The organism is Undibacterium sp. Tian12W (assembly GCF_049339405.1).
Lineage (GTDB): Bacteria > Pseudomonadota > Gammaproteobacteria > Burkholderiales > Burkholderiaceae_D > Undibacterium.
Genome location: NZ_JBMPPK010000002.1, coordinates 369,992 through 387,770, shown reverse-complemented (window position 1 = coordinate 387,770; position 17,779 = coordinate 369,992). Strand labels below are relative to the sequence as shown.

At 50.5% G+C, this 17,779-nt stretch carries 14 protein-coding genes; 4 read left to right on the top strand and 10 right to left on the bottom strand.

The window, feature by feature from the left end; genetic code table 11:
• Positions 1–18: 18 nt before the first annotated feature.
• A complete protein-coding gene (gene tagH, locus ACO0LI_RS03770; protein ID WP_423030954.1) occupies positions 19–1,332 on the bottom strand; it encodes a type VI secretion system-associated FHA domain protein TagH in 1,314 nt (437 codons plus the stop codon).
• A gap of 441 nt (positions 1,333–1,773) precedes the next feature.
• Here tagH and ACO0LI_RS03765 point away from each other — a divergent pair, with 441 nt between their 5' ends.
• A complete protein-coding gene (locus ACO0LI_RS03765) occupies positions 1,774–2,277 on the top strand; it encodes a helix-turn-helix domain-containing protein (protein WP_422949224.1) in 504 nt (167 codons plus the stop codon).
• A gap of 38 nt (positions 2,278–2,315) precedes the next feature.
• Here the strand turns inward: ACO0LI_RS03765 and ACO0LI_RS03760 are convergent, their stop codons facing one another.
• Positions 2,316–5,132, bottom strand: coding sequence for a TonB-dependent receptor (locus ACO0LI_RS03760; protein WP_423030952.1), 2,817 nt, complete (start codon positions 5,130–5,132; stop codon positions 2,316–2,318).
• Between the two features lie 196 nt (positions 5,133–5,328).
• The gene (locus ACO0LI_RS03755) at positions 5,329–5,553 is read right to left on the bottom strand and encodes a hypothetical protein (protein ID WP_422949226.1); all 225 of its coding nucleotides are present in this window, start codon (positions 5,551–5,553) and stop codon (positions 5,329–5,331) included.
• A gap of 133 nt (positions 5,554–5,686) precedes the next feature.
• Here ACO0LI_RS03755 and ACO0LI_RS03750 point away from each other — a divergent pair, with 133 nt between their 5' ends.
• Genes ACO0LI_RS03750 through ACO0LI_RS03740 form a run of 3 tightly spaced genes read left to right on the top strand, consistent with a single transcriptional unit; the run spans position 5,687 to position 9,569 of the window.
• Positions 5,687–6,745, top strand: coding sequence for a proline racemase family protein (locus ACO0LI_RS03750; RefSeq protein ID WP_423030950.1), 1,059 nt, complete (start codon positions 5,687–5,689; stop codon positions 6,743–6,745).
• Positions 6,742–7,833, top strand: coding sequence for a M24 family metallopeptidase (locus tag ACO0LI_RS03745; protein WP_423030948.1), 1,092 nt, complete (start codon positions 6,742–6,744; stop codon positions 7,831–7,833). Before ACO0LI_RS03750 ends, ACO0LI_RS03745 begins: the two co-directional genes overlap by 4 nt.
• Positions 7,834–7,841: 8 nt before the next feature.
• Positions 7,842–9,569, top strand: a complete 1,728-nt coding sequence (locus ACO0LI_RS03740; RefSeq protein WP_423030946.1) for an MFS transporter — start codon at positions 7,842–7,844, stop codon at positions 9,567–9,569.
• A 161-nt stretch (positions 9,570–9,730) separates the two neighbouring features.
• Here ACO0LI_RS03740 and ACO0LI_RS03735 read toward each other — a convergent pair whose 3' ends face one another.
• The 7 genes from ACO0LI_RS03735 to ACO0LI_RS03705 all read right to left on the bottom strand — a co-directional run bounded on the left by ACO0LI_RS03735 (position 9,731) and on the right by ACO0LI_RS03705 (position 17,614).
• Positions 9,731–10,240, bottom strand: coding sequence for a DUF1993 domain-containing protein (locus tag ACO0LI_RS03735; protein ID WP_110254785.1), 510 nt, complete (start codon positions 10,238–10,240; stop codon positions 9,731–9,733).
• Positions 10,241–10,354: 114 nt separating this feature from the next.
• On the bottom strand, positions 10,355–11,722 hold the full coding sequence (locus ACO0LI_RS03730) for a sensor histidine kinase (RefSeq protein ID WP_423030944.1): 1,368 nt from the start codon (positions 11,720–11,722) through the stop codon (positions 10,355–10,357).
• Positions 11,719–13,134: a sigma-54-dependent transcriptional regulator gene (locus ACO0LI_RS03725; RefSeq protein ID WP_423030942.1), complete on the bottom strand. Its 1,416-nt coding sequence runs from the start codon at positions 13,132–13,134 to the stop codon at positions 11,719–11,721. The genes ACO0LI_RS03730 and ACO0LI_RS03725 overlap by 4 nt, the downstream gene beginning before the upstream one ends.
• 69 nt (positions 13,135–13,203) lie before the next feature.
• Positions 13,204–14,406 carry an ABC transporter permease gene (locus tag ACO0LI_RS03720; protein WP_423030940.1) on the bottom strand — a complete coding sequence of 401 codons (1,203 nt, stop codon included), beginning with the start codon at positions 14,404–14,406 and terminating at the stop codon, positions 13,204–13,206.
• Positions 14,406–15,656 (bottom strand): ABC transporter permease, encoded by a 1,251-nt coding sequence (locus ACO0LI_RS03715; RefSeq protein ID WP_423030938.1) that lies wholly within the window; start codon positions 15,654–15,656, stop codon positions 14,406–14,408. Before ACO0LI_RS03715 ends, ACO0LI_RS03720 begins: the two co-directional genes overlap by 1 nt.
• A 9-nt stretch (positions 15,657–15,665) precedes the next feature.
• Positions 15,666–16,328 (bottom strand): ABC transporter ATP-binding protein, encoded by a 663-nt coding sequence (locus ACO0LI_RS03710; protein ID WP_423030936.1) that lies wholly within the window; start codon positions 16,326–16,328, stop codon positions 15,666–15,668.
• Between the two features lie 38 nt (positions 16,329–16,366).
• A complete protein-coding gene (locus tag ACO0LI_RS03705; protein ID WP_423030934.1) occupies positions 16,367–17,614 on the bottom strand; it encodes an efflux RND transporter periplasmic adaptor subunit in 1,248 nt (415 codons plus the stop codon).
• Between the last annotated feature and the right edge of the window lie 165 nt (positions 17,615–17,779).

The following is a 17,779-nucleotide window of genomic DNA, read 5'->3' as shown; positions in this document are numbered from 1 at the left end:
AGGGTTATGCACAAAAAACTAGCGGTTTGACTCTGCTTTTTCTACTTCTTTTTCATAGGCAAGCAAAAATTCCTTGCCAAACATTGCCTGGAATTCATCCTTTTTGCCCGATGCAATACCCTCATACAAGACATTAAACTGATCCCACATGGCCGCCTTGCGGCGTCCGGGGTTGATCTGGTCCATCAGGCCAGGCGTACCCAGTTGCGCTTCCACATGGCCGGGTTGCAAGGTCTTTAGGATGGCATCGGTCACTGCGCGAGTACCTGCAGCTACCCCCATCTGGTGAGTCCGTATGTCAAAAAAAGCATCTTCCATCGCCTCAGCCGGTGCCATAAAGCCTGGCATCTTTTTACGCAGCATCTGGGTCAGCACGGTTTTACTGTCAGGGAAAAATTTTAAGGGATTGTTTTCCCTTAAGACAACCATGGTTACTTCTGCTTTCACTTCACGCTTGAGCAGCGCGCGCTGGGACAGCTCTTCCATCGCCCCTTGTACTGAGGTTGCCATGAATTTGCCCAGGGTTTCCATTAATTCCACTGTCAGGCCAGAAGCGAGGTTCAATTGCTGCAAACCTGCGCCCTGCAAAAAGGCTTGCATGAGTTCATTGGCGTTGCCTGCAGCATGGCTGGAGGTGGCAGCAGCTGTTGCCATGCCGGGCACACTTGCAGGCTTGGCAACTTCAGCTTTCACTGCACTTGCTTGCACAGGCGGGACATCAGCGATTGTAGCTTCAGCCTGGCCAGAGGGCTTGCTGTCGGTACCAGCAACATCTGCCTGCGCACCGGCTACTTCCGGACGCAACAGGAATTGTGGCGGCTGGGAAGGGGGAATGTCTTTGCCTGAAGGCAAACGTGTCACCGCCGGGCTGGCAGGCAAGGCTTCGGCCTGGTCATTTGCGGTTACTTCATCGCTTTGCACTTCAACGACAGTTTCGTCCTGCGCCTGCGCTTCACCAGGCACGGTATCAGCGGCAGCTTCAACTGCTTGCTCTTCTCCTGCATGTTCTACGGCATGTTCTACAGCTTCTGCACGCAATACATACAAGCCTACCTGTAGCTGGTCCCCGGCCTGAAATTCAACATCAGTTTCTGCCACTATTTCCTTGCCATTGATAGAAACGGGATTGGCGAGGCTGAGGTTATGGATAAAGTGCCGGCTACCAGTACTCCAGATATTGGCCTGGGTACGGGAAACAAAGTGTTTGGGGTCTGGCAGTGCGAGGAAATTTTCTACATTTCGTCCCATCGTAGCTGGTTCCGGGCCAAATACAGCAGAAACCGGATCGGCTGGTGCTTCGTTATTGTAAGAAACAACGGCAATTTTAATCATTAGTGGCACTCCAAAACCATTTTGTATCGCCTATAAAATAAGTATCCTGAACAGGCAGTTTGAGATAATCTTACGACAGTGCTTTTTATGCTGAACCTGGCAACATTGATGGCAGTAATGCGCAAATGCATGATTATTTGCCGCAATGACCACCAAGTTAATATCTTGCCATGTCAACATGAACTCGCAGCTTACCCGATTATCATCAAATCGGCGACTCGGCGAGGCCAAGTTTTGCTGTTTGCAGCATACATTGCGACAAAGTACGACACTTGATATCAATTAAATATCGGTTTCTACCTTGGCGAAGCAGAGCACCACCAGCACGAACTTGAGCACGATCTGCTCGGTTCATTGTTATAGTTTGCTGCCATTTAAGCAATGGCTTGCATTGGCGTCATTGTTTTGGAAGATAATTGTTATGTATATGAGGCGAGGGTAATGAAAGATTCTGAGCATAGTCAGCCTGCTCTGTCAGAAAGTACAGGTACATTTCATTATCAGGAATTGATTGAATCCCGCCTGGGCCAACCTATTGCCTCTGACTTGCTTGAGGCCGAAGCACAAAGATTGGCAGCCTCTCCCGGTGCCAAACTGGCAGCGGCACGGCTTGCCCTGGGCTGGTCAGTGGAAAAGGTGGCATCTCAGTTGCGATTGGCACCACGCCAGATCATTGCACTGGAAAAAGACGACTATCCCGCCCTGCCAGAGGCGGCGATAGTCAAAGGCTTCACACGCGCCTATGCGAAGCTGGTCAAACTCGATCCCGAACCTGTCCTGGCTTTGATAGCTGCGGATACAGACCAAAAAAGGCTGGCACCAGGCAAACTTGAAAAGCCACGGCGTCCTGGCAATCCGGCGCAAAACCAAGGTTCTGCGCTCGGTATTTATATCTGTTTGTTCATCGTGGCCGCTCTGGCTTATGCTTATTTCAACCTGCATTAAAGCCATGCATGTTTAGCCTGAACCGGGCGTTTTGCCGATTAAAAGTTATACGACCCCGTCATGTAGAAAGTCCTGCCCAGCGCATCGGTATAACGGCCATCGTAACCAACCTGGTCACCATTGCCTTCTTTCAGTGACAAAGGCGGATTGACATTGAACAGATTGCGTACCCCTACCGTCAGGGCCAGGTTTTTGCGCAATTGCGCCCGGGTCTGCCAGTCGAACGTCGTGTAAGACGCCACATCGCGCTTGACCGTGACAAAATCACCAAAGCTGCCATTCGCATTCACTTCACGCACAGAGGGGGAGGCATCTTGATAGCCGGAACGGTAATTCATCGTCAGTGCATGGGTGAACATGTCTGAAGTCTTCAACGTCGTCACCAGTTTGCTGATGACGCGGAAAGCCACCGCGTTATTCTCATCATAGCGACCAACACTGTGCACCGTCGGGCTGCCTGGAATATCAAAGTCTGACATCAGCATATAAGTCCCCGTCCAGTTCAAGGCCAGCTTGCCCAAAGGCGTCGCTGTCTTGAAACTGTGGTCCCAGTCTATGCCGCGATAATGGGCATTGGCGATATTGTACGAAGGCAGGGTACCAACCAGGATATTGCCGCCCTGGCCCGGTTCATAGAAAGTCGAAAACAGGTTTTGATAACGCTCAGGATGACCAAAGACGATAGCCTCGGGCAACTGCGCGATCTGGTTAGACATTTTCACATCCCACAAATCCAGTCCAAGAGACAGGCTGGCTGTTGGCTCTATGCGTATGCCCATGCTAGCTTGTTTGGATTCTTCTGGCTTCAGCCCGTTTTCACCGGTCAGACGGTTACCACCAGTCAGCACATCGTATTGGGTAGAACCCATACAGTTCACAGCACGCGGATCAGGTGACTTCACCGGGCAAGGATAAGTGCCACCGGTATTGCCACTATGCGTCAGCGGTGAAGTGATGTCGCTCATGCTGGCCATCTTGAAACCCGTGCCATACGAAGCACGCAGCAGGAGATTATCAAAAGCTCGGTAGGCGGCAGACAATTTGTATGTCAGCTTGTCAGCCTTGTTGCCCTGCGTGGCAGATGCGATCGGTTTGCCCTGTTCATCAAAATTGGCGGTATTGGTGACGGCGCTGTAATCATCGTAACGCAAGGCGGCAGTCACATCGAATTGCTTGCTGATCGGCAGCAAGAGCTCAGCGAAACTACCCCAGTTCTTGCGGCTGGCCGCAATCGGCAAATCACCGGGAGAGTCCCCCAAAGGTGCATCGGTATAATTTGGTTGCAGCGCATTGGTGCCCATGCCTATAGACGTGGCGAAGTAGTCATAGCGTTGTTTGCTGAAATCGACACCCAGGCCCAGTTGCGATTTACCACTGCCGATAGCGAACAGTTCACGTGAGCCACGCAGGCTTAATACATCCAGCGTACTTTTTGAGCTTGACCAGTTTTCATGCAGGACAGCGGGAGCGAGGATAGCTGCAGAAGAGCCCGCAGGTGCAAAAGGATCATATTTACCGCTATCGACTATGGCGTAGAACTTGTCCTTACTCAAAAAGCCTCCGGCAAAATCGCGGCTGCGCTTGGAGATGGAATGTGTATATGACAGGTTATAGTCAAAACCAAAGGCATTGCCTTCTGTACCGAGTACCAGATGTTGTGCTTCTGTCGTGTAGGCGGTATTGCGTCCACCTGCATCCGAAATACGCAGACGCATCCGGGCAGAATCAAGATCAGCGGGATTGACACCAAGGCCCGCCAAATATGGCGTGACGTATTTGGCGAACAGCGGGCTGTCCAGACCGAGGCTCAAGGGTTGCGCAGCTGCCGCATAACGACCGGTTTGCTTGAATTTGGATACCACTGCCTCCGCAAAAATAGTGCTGTCGCTATTGAGTTTGTAGTTCAGCGAAGAAAACAGGCTGTCGCGTTTTGATTCGGGTATCAATTGCACGGTCGATGCATAATCGTAACGACAACGGTTTTCTACCTGGAAGGTATTTGGCCCACAGGATTTGTCTTTCAAGTAATTCGGAGAAAACAGGATGGGGTCAGCACCGTTCTTGAAATTCAGTTGTGCAATTGAGGGACTGGAATTGTCTGATAAAAACCAGGTCGCATAGTTTTTTCCATTGGCAGAAAATCTTCTGACACCGGTATCTGCGAATGAACGCTGGTTCGCATTGAGCATGCTTTGCTCATCATGACTGTAAGACAGCAAAACGTTGTAGCCGTCTTTATCCAGATCGCCAAAGCCTTTTGAAATTCCAATGCGATATGATTTGCCACCTGACTCTTGTGGCTGGGTATAGCTGAAGTCAACTGCAGCATCCGTCTGGTTCTTGCGCAAGATGAAATTGACGACACCGGCAATCGCATCCGAGCCATACAAGGTCGATGCACCGTCAGTCAGTATCTCTACGCGTTCAACCGCAGACAAGGGAATACTGGCCAGGTTAACAGTACTACCCGCACCGTAGGAAGCCAGCCTGTGGCCATTCAACAAGACCAGGGTATAAGCAGCGCCAATATTATGGATGGACGCAGTCTGCAAACCGCCACCACCGCCATTGATGGTTTGATTGGCTGTGCTAAAACCCTGCATGCTGGGCAATGCAGCGATGAGGCTTTCTACATTGGTTGCGCCACTTTTTTCTATGTCAGCGCGTGACAGGGTCTGCACTGGCAAGGCAGTTTCCTGATTAATGCGTTTGATGGATGAACCTGTCACTTCCACGCGCTGCATGGGCACGCTGGTGTCTTGCGCGTGACTGCTGCCCGCCATGATACTGAGGCCCAGGCCTAGTCCGCTGGCGAACATCAGTCTCAGCGAATGGGATAATACTTTTTCTTTCATTTGTCTGCTCCGGATCTGGATAATTTTTTTGATTTTCTTGCGTGGTGATTGGGGTATTTCCGGGATTGTGAAACTAGTCCCGCAGTCTTCGTTTCTGCGTTTGTTCAGCAATGCCGGTTTTTACTTTTTTTTTTGATCCCTTGTGCGAATCAATCGATGTAACTCCAAACCGCCTGGATCGCAGACAGCCTGTCATTCAGGGTGATGTGGTGACATCAGGAGCGACATCCTCGTTAACCTGCCTGCTTCCAGACAAAGCCTGTTCTTCGCATGACGTCAAACCCACAGGAGATTTCTGCGTCTTTCTTGTCGAGTTACTCATGTCATTTTTTAATATATCATAAATATATTTTAAATATACGTAAACTTTCGCGGAAATTTTAAGCAGATAAAAATAGTTTTTTGCTGTGCCAATTTCCATGCGAGAGCTCATGCAAACCGTCAAGACAGGCGGACCCACGCGCTCTAAGCTGGCGTGTTTTAAACAGAATTTAAAGCAGAATTTAAAGCAGAATTTAAAGCAGAATTTTTTAAGCAAAATTTTGAGCAAAAACATGACCATGCCAAGTGCAACACTAGCCAGTGCTTTCTCGGGCTGGCGACCATCACCAGACATCTTGCAGATCAGCAGCCTGGACTGTCATACCGGCGGTGAGCCCCTGCGTATCATCACTAGCGGTTTCCCCGTTCTACCCGGCAAGCGCATACTAGATAAACGTGAATACTGCAAAACACATTATGATCATTTGCGTACGGCGCTGATGTTTGAACCGCGTGGCCATGCCGATATGTATGGCTGCCTCATCGTCGCAGCAGAGCGCGAGGACAGCGATTTCGGTGCGCTGTTCCTGCACAATGAAGGCTATAGCACCATGTGCGGCCATGCCATCATCGCCCTGACCCGGGTCGCGCTGGAAGCTGGTGTCGTTGCCAGCACTGGCCCCATGACTACCATCAAGATCGATGTACCTGCAGGACAGATCACAGCTTATGCCGAGATGTGCAACAACAAGGTCACACGCACTTATTTTGACAACGTACCATCCTTTGTTGCTGCGCTTGACGTCGCCGTGGATGTGCCAGAACTGGGCAAGGTGAATGTCACCCTGGCGTATGGTGGTGCTTATTACGCCTATGTCGATGCGCCCAGCCTAGGCCTGTCACTGGCGGCAGACAATCACCGCCAGATCATCGCCATGGGGCGCAGCATCAAGGTTGCGGTACAGAAGAAAATCCCTATACATCATCCGTTTGATAAAGAGCTCAGCTTTCTGTATGGCTGCATTTTCTCTGCGCCATCAACCACGCCGGGTGTGCATAGACGCAATGTCTGCATCTTTGCCGATGGCGAGCTGGACCGCAGCCCAACCGGCAGCGGGGTGTCCGGCCAGGCTGCCATCCTGCATGCACGTGGAGCTTTGCGTGTGGGTGAAAACATCGTCATAGAAAGCATACTAGGCAGCCAGTTCAAAGTGGCTGCTTATCATCCACACAGCTATGGTTACCACAGCGCGATTATCCCGCGTGTGGAAGGCAGCGCCCATATCACAGGGCGCAGCACTTTTTATCTGGACCCGCATGACCCTTTGATACAAGGATTCATATTCCGATGACAGCAGGATTTGAACAAAGACTGGCGAAACTGCGTCAACGCATGTCGGCAGATGACCAGCAGGCACTGCTGGTTTTTTCATTGGATAATCTGCGCTATCTCGCCAATTATTCTGGTGAAGCTGCATACGGCATCGTCACGATGGATCAGGTATTTTTGATTACCGATTATCGTTTTATCGAACAGGCAGAAGAAGAATGTTTTGATTGCCGACTCATTTGCCGCAACCGCGACCGGCAAAGCCTGGGGCAGGCAATAAGGGAAGTGCTGGACGCAGAACATATCAGCAACTTGTTGTTTGAAGCAGGACATATCAATTTGCAGATGTGGTCAGGCATAGCGCAAGATTTGAATGGCATTGCATGTCTGGCCAGCACTGGCCTGGTAGAGGAATTACGCAAGATCAAGGATGAGTGGGAGATAGCGCAAATTCGTAAAGCAGCAGCAATTGCCGATCAGGCCTTGAATGACAGCCTGCCTCTGCTACGCACAGGCGTCAGCGAACGCGACTTTGCTCTGGAGCTTGAATACCGCATGCAAAAACTGGGATCTGAAGGTCTGTCTTTCCCCAGCATAGTCGGTTTTGGCCCACGCTCTGCGCTGCCACATTGCATACCCTCAGAAAAAAAACTTACTGAGGGCGATCTCATCGTCATCGATTTTGGTGCGGTCGTCAACGGCTATCGCTCGGACATGACGCGCAGCTTTGTTGCGGGCAAGGCCAGTACGCAGCAAAGAAAGATGTATGACACCGTGCTGCATGCACAACAGGCTGCACTCGATAGCCTGCATGCCGGTCAGCCAGCCATTATCACCAGCGCCGCAGCCAGCGATATCTTGCAAGCTTCAGAATTTTCCGCCTACACCAGCACCGGTCTCGGCCATGGCGTAGGCATACAGTTGCACGAGCAGCCGTTTATCAGCCCTGTCTGCCAGGACGTATTTCAAGCCAACTATGTTGTCACCATAGAACCCGGCATTTACATACCCGGCTACGGCGGTGTGCGTATCGAAGATGATGTCCTCATCCTTGAAGACGGCTATAGCTTTATTAGCCATGCTTCAAAGGTTTTTGAGCTGCCAATTTAATTCATCCTATGTCCACAAATACATCCGCAACGGGCCGCAGCCCCTTCCATAAAAATTTCTATGTCGCCAACAGCATGGAAATTTTTGAACGCCTGGCCTGGTATGGTTTTTTTACCCTGTCGTCCTTATACATGACCAGCCCGGTCTCGCAAGGTGGTCTTGGTTTGAATGACCAGGAGCGTGGTTTCTTGCAGGGCATCATCCCTTTCCTGCTGTATCTGCTGCCCGTGATTACTGGCGCGCTGGCTGATCGCTATGGTTACCGGCGCATGTTCCTGATTGCGTTTTGCATCATGTGCCCGGCTTATTTCCTGCTGGGTCAGGTGCATGATTTCTGGGGTTTTTGCGCAGCCTTCCTGGCCGTCGCTGTCGGTGCTGCCTGCTTCAAGCCCGTCGTAGTCGGTACCATAGGTCGCACGACTGATGACACAAATCGTGGCCTGGGATTTGGCGTGTTTTATACCATGGTGAATGTCGGTGGTTTCCTCGGGCCACTGGTAGCTGGCTATGTGCGCGCCATCAGTTGGGACATGGTATTTCTGATGTCCTCATTCTGGATCTTGTTGAATTTCATACCGGCGATTTTCCTGTACAAGGATGGTGATCATCACGAAGCCGGCACCGACCAGCGCGGCTTACGCCAGGTCTTGCTGGAAACCCAGGAAGTACTAGGCAATGGCAGGCTGGCGCTGCTGGTCGTACCAGCCATCATAGGCATCATGGTCGCAGCCAAAGGTGGTATCAGTTATGCGCAATACTTCATGGCGATGGCGGGCTGGATAGGTATCAACCTGATCTGGAGTATGCTGAATAAATCTGGCAACCAGCAACACTGGTACCAGCAAGGCATACGCATAGGCAATGCACAATTCGTTATTTACCTGCTCATCATGACAGGCTTCTGGACCATCTATAACCAGCTCTTCATCACCCTGCCCTTGTACATACGTGACTTTGTCGATACCGGCGATCTGGTGCAGATGATAGAAAAATTCAGCCCGTCTGCACTGAACTTTCTGGCAGCGGTGAATGTAGAACAACTGGCTAAGGTCTTGCCAGCCATGGCTGCCAAACTCAGCACTGGCATTGATAGCCAGATGCTGGAACACTTGCGGCTGGAACTGGTGAACTACAAGGTCATGCCACCGCTGGAAGAATTACAGTCTGGTTTGCAGGCCTTGCAGGCAGGCCATATCAGTGCGGCTAATCTAGCCATCGACTGGAGCCAGGCTTACCGCCAGGTTAATCCTGAATACATCGTCAAGCTGGATTTTGGTGCTGTCGTACTTTTGCAAATCGCGATCAGCACGTATGTACAACGCTGGAAAGCCTTGCCCGTACCGGTCATGGGCACGCTGGTATTGAGCCTCAGCCTGTGGATGGCAGGGCTGTCAAATGCCTTGCTGTTTGGCGGCGTCAGTGTCTGCATGGCTGTGTTTGTATTTGCTTTGGGCGAGATGATTGCTTCACCCAAGAGTCAGGAATATGTGGCAGCGATTGCACCAAAAAGAAAAACCGCAATGTTCATGGGCTATTACTTTGTCTCCATGGCACTGGGCAATTTGTTTGCAGGGCTGTTGTCGGGATGGTCGTATACCGTACTCGCAAGACAGATGCATCAACCGATGTTGATGTGGAGTTTGTTTGGCGGGATAGGGGTGATTACTTCGATTGCGTTGCTGGTGTTTAATTTGCGGCTGAAGAAGACTGCGCAGGGTTTTGCAGTGGCGGCATAAAAACGGCATGCAGGCTTGGGGCGTAGGTTGGGCTACGGGGTATCAGCCCAACACTGGGCCTTTGATAAACGAATACGTTATTGTAACGCCGAGTGTTGGGCCGGGCCTCGCTAGGCTGATGAAACGTAGCCCAACCTACAGAATTGCTTACATCCGACGAATTAACGTAGACCCATAAAATCTTTTTTACCAATTTCCACACCATTGTGACGGAACAAGGCATACGCCGTCGTCACATGGAAAAAGAATTGCGGCAAGCCGTAGTTCAACAAATAAGCCTGGCCAGTGAAAGTCTGTTCTTTTGGTGTACCTGGGCGCAAGACTATGTTGCGGGTTTCGCTGCCTTCAAATTTGGATTCATCCAGTGTCGCAATAAAAGCCTTGGTTTTGGCAATACGCTCTTGCAGTTCTGCAAAAGTCTGTTCATTGTCTTCGTATGCTGGCAATTCAGCTTGTGCCAGACGGCCTGTTACACCCTTGGCGAAGTCGGCGGCGATCTGTACCTGACGTGTCAATGCCAGCATGTCAGGGAACAAACGTGCCTGCAAGAAATTCTCTGCGGGGATATTCTTGGCTGTCGCATGTGCTTCAGCTTTTTTCAGGACATCGCTGAGGCTATCAAGCATCTGGTTAAACACGGGAACAGAGGCAGCGTACATGGAAATGGACATGGAAATCTCCTAAAAAGTTGGCACAATGCGCCGAATGGAGCTGCATTATAGGATGGATAGAAGATTTGCGTATGAGCTTAGAATTTTCCTGATTTTGCCTGGCTTTTCCCTGTCTCAGTCATTGATGAAGATGTCAAAACTGGTCTCACCCTGCTCATTTCCCGTGAGTTTATGACTATAGCCATGCCGGTTCAAGACCTCACGCACAAACATCAGGCCTATGCCCTGGCCGCCTTTCTTGGTCGTGAAGAAAGGCGTGAACAGTTGCCCATGTGGCACATCCGACAAGAGATTGGCAGAATCCCTGATGGATAACAGTATGCCCTGCGTATCTGCGTCACGCCTGAGTTCGAGCTTGACATAGCCAGGCTTTTCTTGCCCCTGTCTGATGGACACTTCAACAGCTTCAATTGCATTCTTGACGATGTTCAATAAAGCCTGTTCCATCAAATGCCCATCCAGCATTTGCAATGGCAGTTCTTCACGCACTACCCAGTTGAAACTGATGCCCAGCTCGCTGCATTCCTGGCGGTATAAATAAACAATACCATCCAGCATGGCGGCCAGGTCATGCGGCTTCAATTCAGGTTCCGGCATTTTGACGACGCGGGTAAAGCGCTCTATGAATTCACCGAGATTGCCATTACGTTTTCTAACTGCGGTGATGGCGGTAATAAAATCATGCGCATCCTCAGCCTGCAATTGCCCGCTATAGAACAGCAATGATTCGAGTACAGACCCGGTTGCTGCCACGGTATTATTGACTTCATGTGCCAGCACCCGTATGAGTTTTTCATAAGTGGCTTTTTCTGAATTGGCGAGTTCTGCCGTGATCTCGTCGATCAATAAAAAATCGCGTTTGAAGCCACGGTCTGTGAATTGATTTCTCTGGCAGCGATAACGCCTGCCCTCGGTATCACCATACACTGCGCTTTCACCAGGCAACAGGTCTTGCAACTGCTGCAGTTGTTGCAGCAGCCCGTTATTGCTGGAAATATCGCTGTCCAGCATCAACTGTGACAAGCTGCTTCCTGCCAGGTCCTTGCTACCCAACAAGATCTGGGCACTGGCATTCATCAGGCTGATCTTGTCGTCAAAATCAAATACGATGACTGCAGTTGGTGTCGCTTCCAGCAAGCGGTCCAGAAAACCACGTTGCTCGCCGAGTTCCAGCCTTTCTTTATACAGCGCTTCGAGCATACGGTTGAACAGCATGACCAGCTCATTGATTTCCTTGTTACTGTCCGGTTTGATGCGGCTGGCATAATTCTCATCTTGCAAAAGATCATGGAATTGTTGGGCAAAATCCAGGGGTTGCAAAACCTTGTTGACCAGATAAATGCCCAGGGCAAGACTGCAAGCCAGACCCAGTTCAAAACAGATAATGAGCAAGGGCTGGCTCAGGTAAAAGCTGAAAGCCAGGCCCAGAAAAATACCATGGACTATGAATAGATAAGCCAGCAAGCGCCGCTTCAGGCTCATTGCTTTGCCTCATTACCATCATCATCTTCAGTAACGGTGATCTGATGTTTTTCCAGCCTGCGGTACAGTGAAAATCTGCTCAGGCCCAATGCCTTGGCGACGCGAGTGATATTGCCATGATGCTGTTCCATGGCTTTTTCTATCATCAGTTTTTCTACCTGATCGAGTGTCATGCCCGCCATGCTCATACCCATGCCCTGGCCTTGTGCTTCTTCATGCTGTTCGGCAAACAGGAAGTCATGCTGTTCGAGCACAGGCTTGCCCACCAGCAGCAAGGTGCGCTCCAGACATTGCCTGAGCTGGCGTATATTGCCTGGCCATGCCCTGCTACTCAGCCAGTTCAATGCGGATGGTGCAAGGCTGACTGGCTGCATGCCATAGCTATGCACCAGGCCTGCCATCATACGGTTTGCCAGCAGTGGGATATCACTACGGCGCTCGCGCAAAGGCGGCAGGCGTATGGTGATCAGGTTCAGGCGGTAATACAGGTCTTCACGAAATTCATTGCTGGCAACCAGTTCTGCGAGTTCGCGGTTGGTGGCAGAGATGATGCGCACGTCAGCCTGCTCAGTTTTGCTGGCACCGACTGCCTGATAGCTTTGATTTTGCAATACCCGCAATAGCTTGACCTGGTCGTTGCGGTTCAGTTCACCGATTTCATCGAGGAACAGACTACCCTGGCTGGCCATAGCGAAGTGACCCTTGCGGTCACTTTTTGCATCCGTGAACGCGCCCCTGACATGGCCAAACATTTCACTCTCAAACAGGCTCGTCGTCACTGCGCCCATGTTTACCTTGACGATGGCTTTGCCAGCGCGCGGGCTGTTGCGGTGTATTGCATCGGCGATGAGCTCCTTGCCAGTACCACTCTCGCCTAGTATCAGGACAGAGGCATTGGTTTTGGCAACCCGGCTTATGGTCGCCAGTACCTTCAGCAATTCAACATGCTCGCCTATAATGTCGCTGAAATCAAACTGCCTGTCCAGCGCCTGGCGGTCTGCATTAGCGGGCATGGCAATTTGCGCCATCTCCAGCGTGCTGCGTATCAGTTCCTGCAACTGGGTGTTATCCCAGGGTTTGGTAAAAAAATCTGTGGCACCGAGTTTGACGCCGCGTACCGCCAGCGCAATCGAACCCCAGGCCGTCATCAGCAACACTGGCAAGGCAGGATACAGGCGCTTGATATCGGCCAGTAAAGCGAGGCCTTCTTCCCCCGTAGTTTGCAGGGAAAAATTCATGTCCTGCAAGACCAGGTCTATCTCTTGCGTTGCCAGTACCTGCATGGCCTGCTGCGCATCGTCACAACTGATGCTGGTGTAGCCAGCTTGCTTCAACAGCAAAGCCAGCGACACCAGTACCGAGTTGTCGTCATCTATGATCAGGATGCGTTGATTTGCTAATGCTGCTGGCATGGCCTTCAATTACCAATGAGTGAAAACAGGCTGACTATCTTATACGCTTTAAGCTTTGGCAAGCATATATTATTCATAGTGCAAGGCCTCGGTCGGGCTGAGCCTGCTGGCACGCCATGCAGGGTACAAGGAGCACAATGTGGAAATCGCATAGATCAGTGTCATGGATATGACCGTGGCGGTGATGAATACTGTCCAGTTGATCGCCTCACCCAAAACACCGGTCAGTGGCAGTTGTATCAGCAACACCATACCTGCCAGCATGGCAATCGAACTCAACAGTAATTGCTCGGTGACGATTTGCTGATAGATATGCCTGCTACTGGCACCAATGGCACGCCGCAAACCGATCTCGGGGATACGTTGCGTAGTATTTTGCCAGAGCACGCCAAACAGGCCAAAACCAACCATGATGAGCAAGAAAACTGCAATAACTGCGATGACCATCAATGGGACGGTATCTTCAGTCATTTTGGATTTACGCATCTCGGCCAGGGGTGAAATTCTGTAACCCCAGTCACTGCGTATGAGTTTCAATTGCTGGTTCAGTTTTTCTTCAAAGGCGCGTGAGGTACCTGGTTTTACTTTAATCAGTACCACCTCCATACGCTCGTCTGTCGCAGCCCGGGAAGCACGCCTGATGAAAAAATTGGTGGGTGCCATGAATTCTCCTTTATTTCGGAAATCTTCAAATACACCGGTGATACGTAAGAACCTGGTTTCTTTTGATCCCGGTTCAGTATCGGTCACCAGTTGTCCCACTGCACTTTTGCCAGGGAACATGCTGTCGGCCAGCTTTTTATTGATGACGATGGCTTTTTCTGCCCTGCCTTCATCTTCACTGGAAAACCAGCGGCCTTCCAGCAATTTCATTCCCAACAGCCCGGGAGTTTCATCGGCCATGTCTGTCAAGTTGACCTTAAAACCTGCTTTATTGTCAGGCAAAAACAAGTCCGAGCGCCAGGTAGAATTGCTATAGGGTGAATAGTTGATGAAACCAACTTGTTCCACCTCTGGCAGGGCAGACAGACTACGCTGGAAATTTTCGGCCACGACAGGATCATTTTTTTTGTCAGTGTCGCCTGAACTCAGCATCTTGACGGACCACACGTCCTGATAGACAAAGCCTGTGGGTAAATGATATAGCTGGTAGTAACGGGCACTCATCAAGGCCAGGCCAAAGACAACACAAAAGGCCAGCAGGATTTCCAGGCTCAGTAATAAATTCTTGAACTTGCGTTTCCAGATAGGCTTGAGTATATGAAAAAACATTATGCAGCTCCTTTCAAGGCAAGCACAGGATCAAGGCGCGACATTTTCCAGGCCGGGATAACACCGGACAAAACACCAAACACGATGGCGATCACAAAGCCATAGGCAAACACGGCAAAACTCAAATCGACTTTCAGGTAAGGAATCAGGTCTGCATTGCTGAGCCAGACCAGGGTCAGTTTGGTGAATATCAAGCCCAGAAGCGCACCAAACAGGCAGAGCAGGATGTTTTCCATGACGAATTGCTTGACCAGTTCACGATTACTGGCACCAAAGGCTTTGCGCACGCCTATCTCGGCTGCTCTTTCCATGATGCGGCCAGAATTCAGATTGACCAGGTTCAAGGCGGGTAAAAGCATGAAAAGCAACATGAAAAATACCACGCCTGCCAGCAACTGTACTGCTCCTGAATCGGCTACTTCATCATGGCTCAATATGCCTCTGGCGAAAAAGTCCAGTTTGCTGTCCGCCCACATGTAGGTGTGATCCCAGTGCGTGGGTTCATCGGCATTGATTTGTTTGACGACCTGGATAAGTTCATCTCTGATCAGAGGCAAGTCGGCAGCACTTTTACCCATCAGCATGGCATTGAAATTACCCGTATATTGCTCACGGTACTGTGACGAAGGAAAGGTCGTAATGGGAACCCAGATGTCTGCAAAAGCATTCATATGTATAACGTCTTCGACCACACCGATGATTTCAAACTGTTGTCCACCGGCGTTGATTTTTTGACCGACGACTTTTTGACTCACTACTGCTGTGCTGCCGAATATTTTTTTTGCTGTACTTTCATTGATGACTGCAACGAAGCGCCCCAGCTTGACATCTTCTTCCGTCGGTACACGCCCGGACAAGAGTTTGAAATCCAGTATCTGCCAATACTCAGCATCAGCGCGGCGCATCATGATTTCATTGACGCTGTCTTTTTGATAGACAGACACAGATTCCGGGCCAGTGACAGCAGCCACTTTTTCCACGGTCTTCATCTTGCGCAAATATTGATCAATGACTTTGTAGCCTAGCGGGCTTCGCCTCGTACTGTTTTTGCTGACCTGAGTGACCGTACCGATCTGTAAAAACCGTTCGCTCTTGCCTTCCACACCGATAGGAAAAAACGTGGCTTGCAAAAGTGCTGTCACCACCAGCAAGACCACCATGGTCAAAACGATGCAGAGCAGGTTGATGGCCGTGAAGAGCTTGCGCCGCATATACACCTTGCAGGCAATCTGGAAATAATTCTTTAACATTGCTTGCTCCTAGGCCACCAGTTGGCCGTCAAATACCCGCACTATGCGGCCACTCTGTTTGGCCTGGCGCTCATCATGGGTAACCATGACGACAGTCGTCCCTTCATGACTGAGCTTGAGCAGGATATCCATGACTTCGGCTCCCATCTGGCTATCGAGATTGCCGGTCGGTTCATCTGCCAGCAAGATGCTGGGGCGACCGACCATGGCGCGGGCAATCGCCACCCTCTGCTGCTGGCCGCCAGACAATTGATTCGGATAATGATCCATGCGTGCCGACAAACCTACCCTGGCCAGCGCTTCTTCTGCCAGACGGCGGCGTTCTTTGGCGCTGCAAGAGCGGTATAGCAAGGGCAGCTCTACATTATCAATAACACGCAGATCATTGATCAAGTGGAAGCTCTGAAAAATAAAACCAAAGGTACGGTTGCGCATGCTGGCCAGTTCCTTGTCGCGCCAGGATTTCAACTCTGCACCATCAACAGCAATCTTGCCCTTGCCAGGTCTGTCGAGCAGACCAATCAAATTCAACAACGTACTTTTGCCGCAACCACTGGGGCCCATAATGGAAACAAATTCGCCTTTTTTGACATGCAAATTAATGTCGCGCAAAGCCAGGGTTTCGACTTTATCGGTCTGATAGGTTTTGCTGACGTTTTCCAGCTTGATCATGATCGTTTCCTTTTTTATTGAATTTTTATGCTTGAGGTTTATTGCGACACCCTGAAACTGTTTAAGTGCTTGAGGCTGCTGATATCAGAAATCACCAGCCTGTCTCCTGCTTTTGCGCCCTGCAAAACTTCCACCATCTTGCTGTCACCCAGGCCGATCTCCACGCTGCGTTTTACTGCCTTGCCATCTTCCAGTACATACACATCCTGCCTGCCCTTGCCACTGATGGCCGGGCCATTTTCAACAATCAGGCTACGCGCTTTTTGTTCTGTGATGATATTCACTTCTACCCGCAGTTTATGCCGCAGTGAAGGATGGTTTGACTGGTCCATTACGACGATGAGCTTGACTGTGCCATTTTGTATTTCAGGCAAAATGGTTTGCACTTCACCGGGCATGATTTGCCCACTGTATTCGACCCGCACTTTTTGACCGGGACTGAGGTAACGCGCATAAAAATCAGAGACCGTGGCTTCTACCTTGAAATTGTTTAGCTCAGACACCTTGGCGATCAGTTGCCCGGTATTCAGGCTGGCACCTTCGTCGGCCAGCATCCATGTCAGCAAGCCGTCAAACGGTGCTTTGACCTGGGTTTGTTCCAGCAGCCTTTGCTGCGCTTCCATCTGCTTCTGGTAAATGGACTTTTGCAGGCGTGCTGCCTCTACATTGCTTTGCGTGGTACGTCGGGTATCGTTCAAACTCTCTTTATGCTGGCGCAATTGCACTTCATTGCGTTTGACGGCCAGTTCTGCCGCCTGCAAATCAACGGCTGAGGTAATGCCTATAGCCCCCAGTTTTTGATAGCGTGCAAGTTTGACTTTATTGCTCTGCAAATCCAGTTCCAGCAATTCAATTTCACTGGTAATTTTTTTGAGATTGGATTCCATCTCCATCGCCAGCAATTGTCCCTTGATGTCTTGCTGGGAAACCTGCTCACGCAAATTGTCGATTGCCAGGCGTATGCTGTGGTCATCCAGCACCATCATTAATTCACCGGCGCGCACTTGTTGGCCAGCCTTGGCAATGACTTTGCTGATACGTGACTGGTTGGGGCTGGATAGTTGTTCTTCATGAACAGGGATGACGACGCCTGCCGCGTTGATGGTATTGTCGATAGCCCCTACACGCACCTCGCCCACGCGTATCTCACCCAGGCTGACACCGGGGCTGATAAGCCGGTTCACAGTCCATGCCGCACCTGTGACAGAAATCGCAGCAGCAACAAGCAGCAAGATAGTCTTGCGCCTGCGATTTTTGAGTGTGTCCTGGCTGAGAGCCTGATCCATGTTAAAACCTGAAATGAGTAAATTGCCAGATCAGGTTTGCAAGGGCCGTGCCTGCTTCATGAGTTTTAATTTAACTATTTAAAATCAACTACTTGGAAGATTTCAACAGCAAGAAAAGGAAAGAGTAGTGCAGCGGCATCGTTCGCCAGCGAACGATGGTGTGCG

Coding starts and splice junctions, on each gene's coding strand:
- ACO0LI_RS03710 (WP_423030936.1), bottom strand. CDS start 16,328: ATGATCAAGCTGGAAAACGTCAGCAAAACCTATCAGACCGATAAAGTC.
- ACO0LI_RS03745 (WP_423030948.1), top strand. CDS start 6,742: ATGACAGCAGGATTTGAACAAAGACTGGCGAAACTGCGTCAACGCATG.
- ACO0LI_RS03725 (WP_423030942.1), bottom strand. CDS start 13,134: ATGCCAGCAGCATTAGCAAATCAACGCATCCTGATCATAGATGACGAC.
- ACO0LI_RS03760 (WP_423030952.1), bottom strand. CDS start 5,132: ATGAAAGAAAAAGTATTATCCCATTCGCTGAGACTGATGTTCGCCAGC.
- ACO0LI_RS03715 (WP_423030938.1), bottom strand. CDS start 15,656: ATGTTAAAGAATTATTTCCAGATTGCCTGCAAGGTGTATATGCGGCGC.
- ACO0LI_RS03735 (WP_110254785.1), bottom strand. CDS start 10,240: ATGTCCATTTCCATGTACGCTGCCTCTGTTCCCGTGTTTAACCAGATG.
- ACO0LI_RS03750 (WP_423030950.1), top strand. CDS start 5,687: ATGACCATGCCAAGTGCAACACTAGCCAGTGCTTTCTCGGGCTGGCGA.
- ACO0LI_RS03765 (WP_422949224.1), top strand. CDS start 1,774: ATGAAAGATTCTGAGCATAGTCAGCCTGCTCTGTCAGAAAGTACAGGT.
- ACO0LI_RS03730 (WP_423030944.1), bottom strand. CDS start 11,722: ATGAGCCTGAAGCGGCGCTTGCTGGCTTATCTATTCATAGTCCATGGT.
- ACO0LI_RS03740 (WP_423030946.1), top strand. CDS start 7,842: ATGTCCACAAATACATCCGCAACGGGCCGCAGCCCCTTCCATAAAAAT.
- ACO0LI_RS03705 (WP_423030934.1), bottom strand. CDS start 17,614: ATGGATCAGGCTCTCAGCCAGGACACACTCAAAAATCGCAGGCGCAAG.
- ACO0LI_RS03720 (WP_423030940.1), bottom strand. CDS start 14,406: ATGTTTTTTCATATACTCAAGCCTATCTGGAAACGCAAGTTCAAGAAT.
- tagH (WP_423030954.1), bottom strand. CDS start 1,332: ATGATTAAAATTGCCGTTGTTTCTTACAATAACGAAGCACCAGCCGAT.
- ACO0LI_RS03755 (WP_422949226.1), bottom strand. CDS start 5,553: ATGGAAATTGGCACAGCAAAAAACTATTTTTATCTGCTTAAAATTTCC.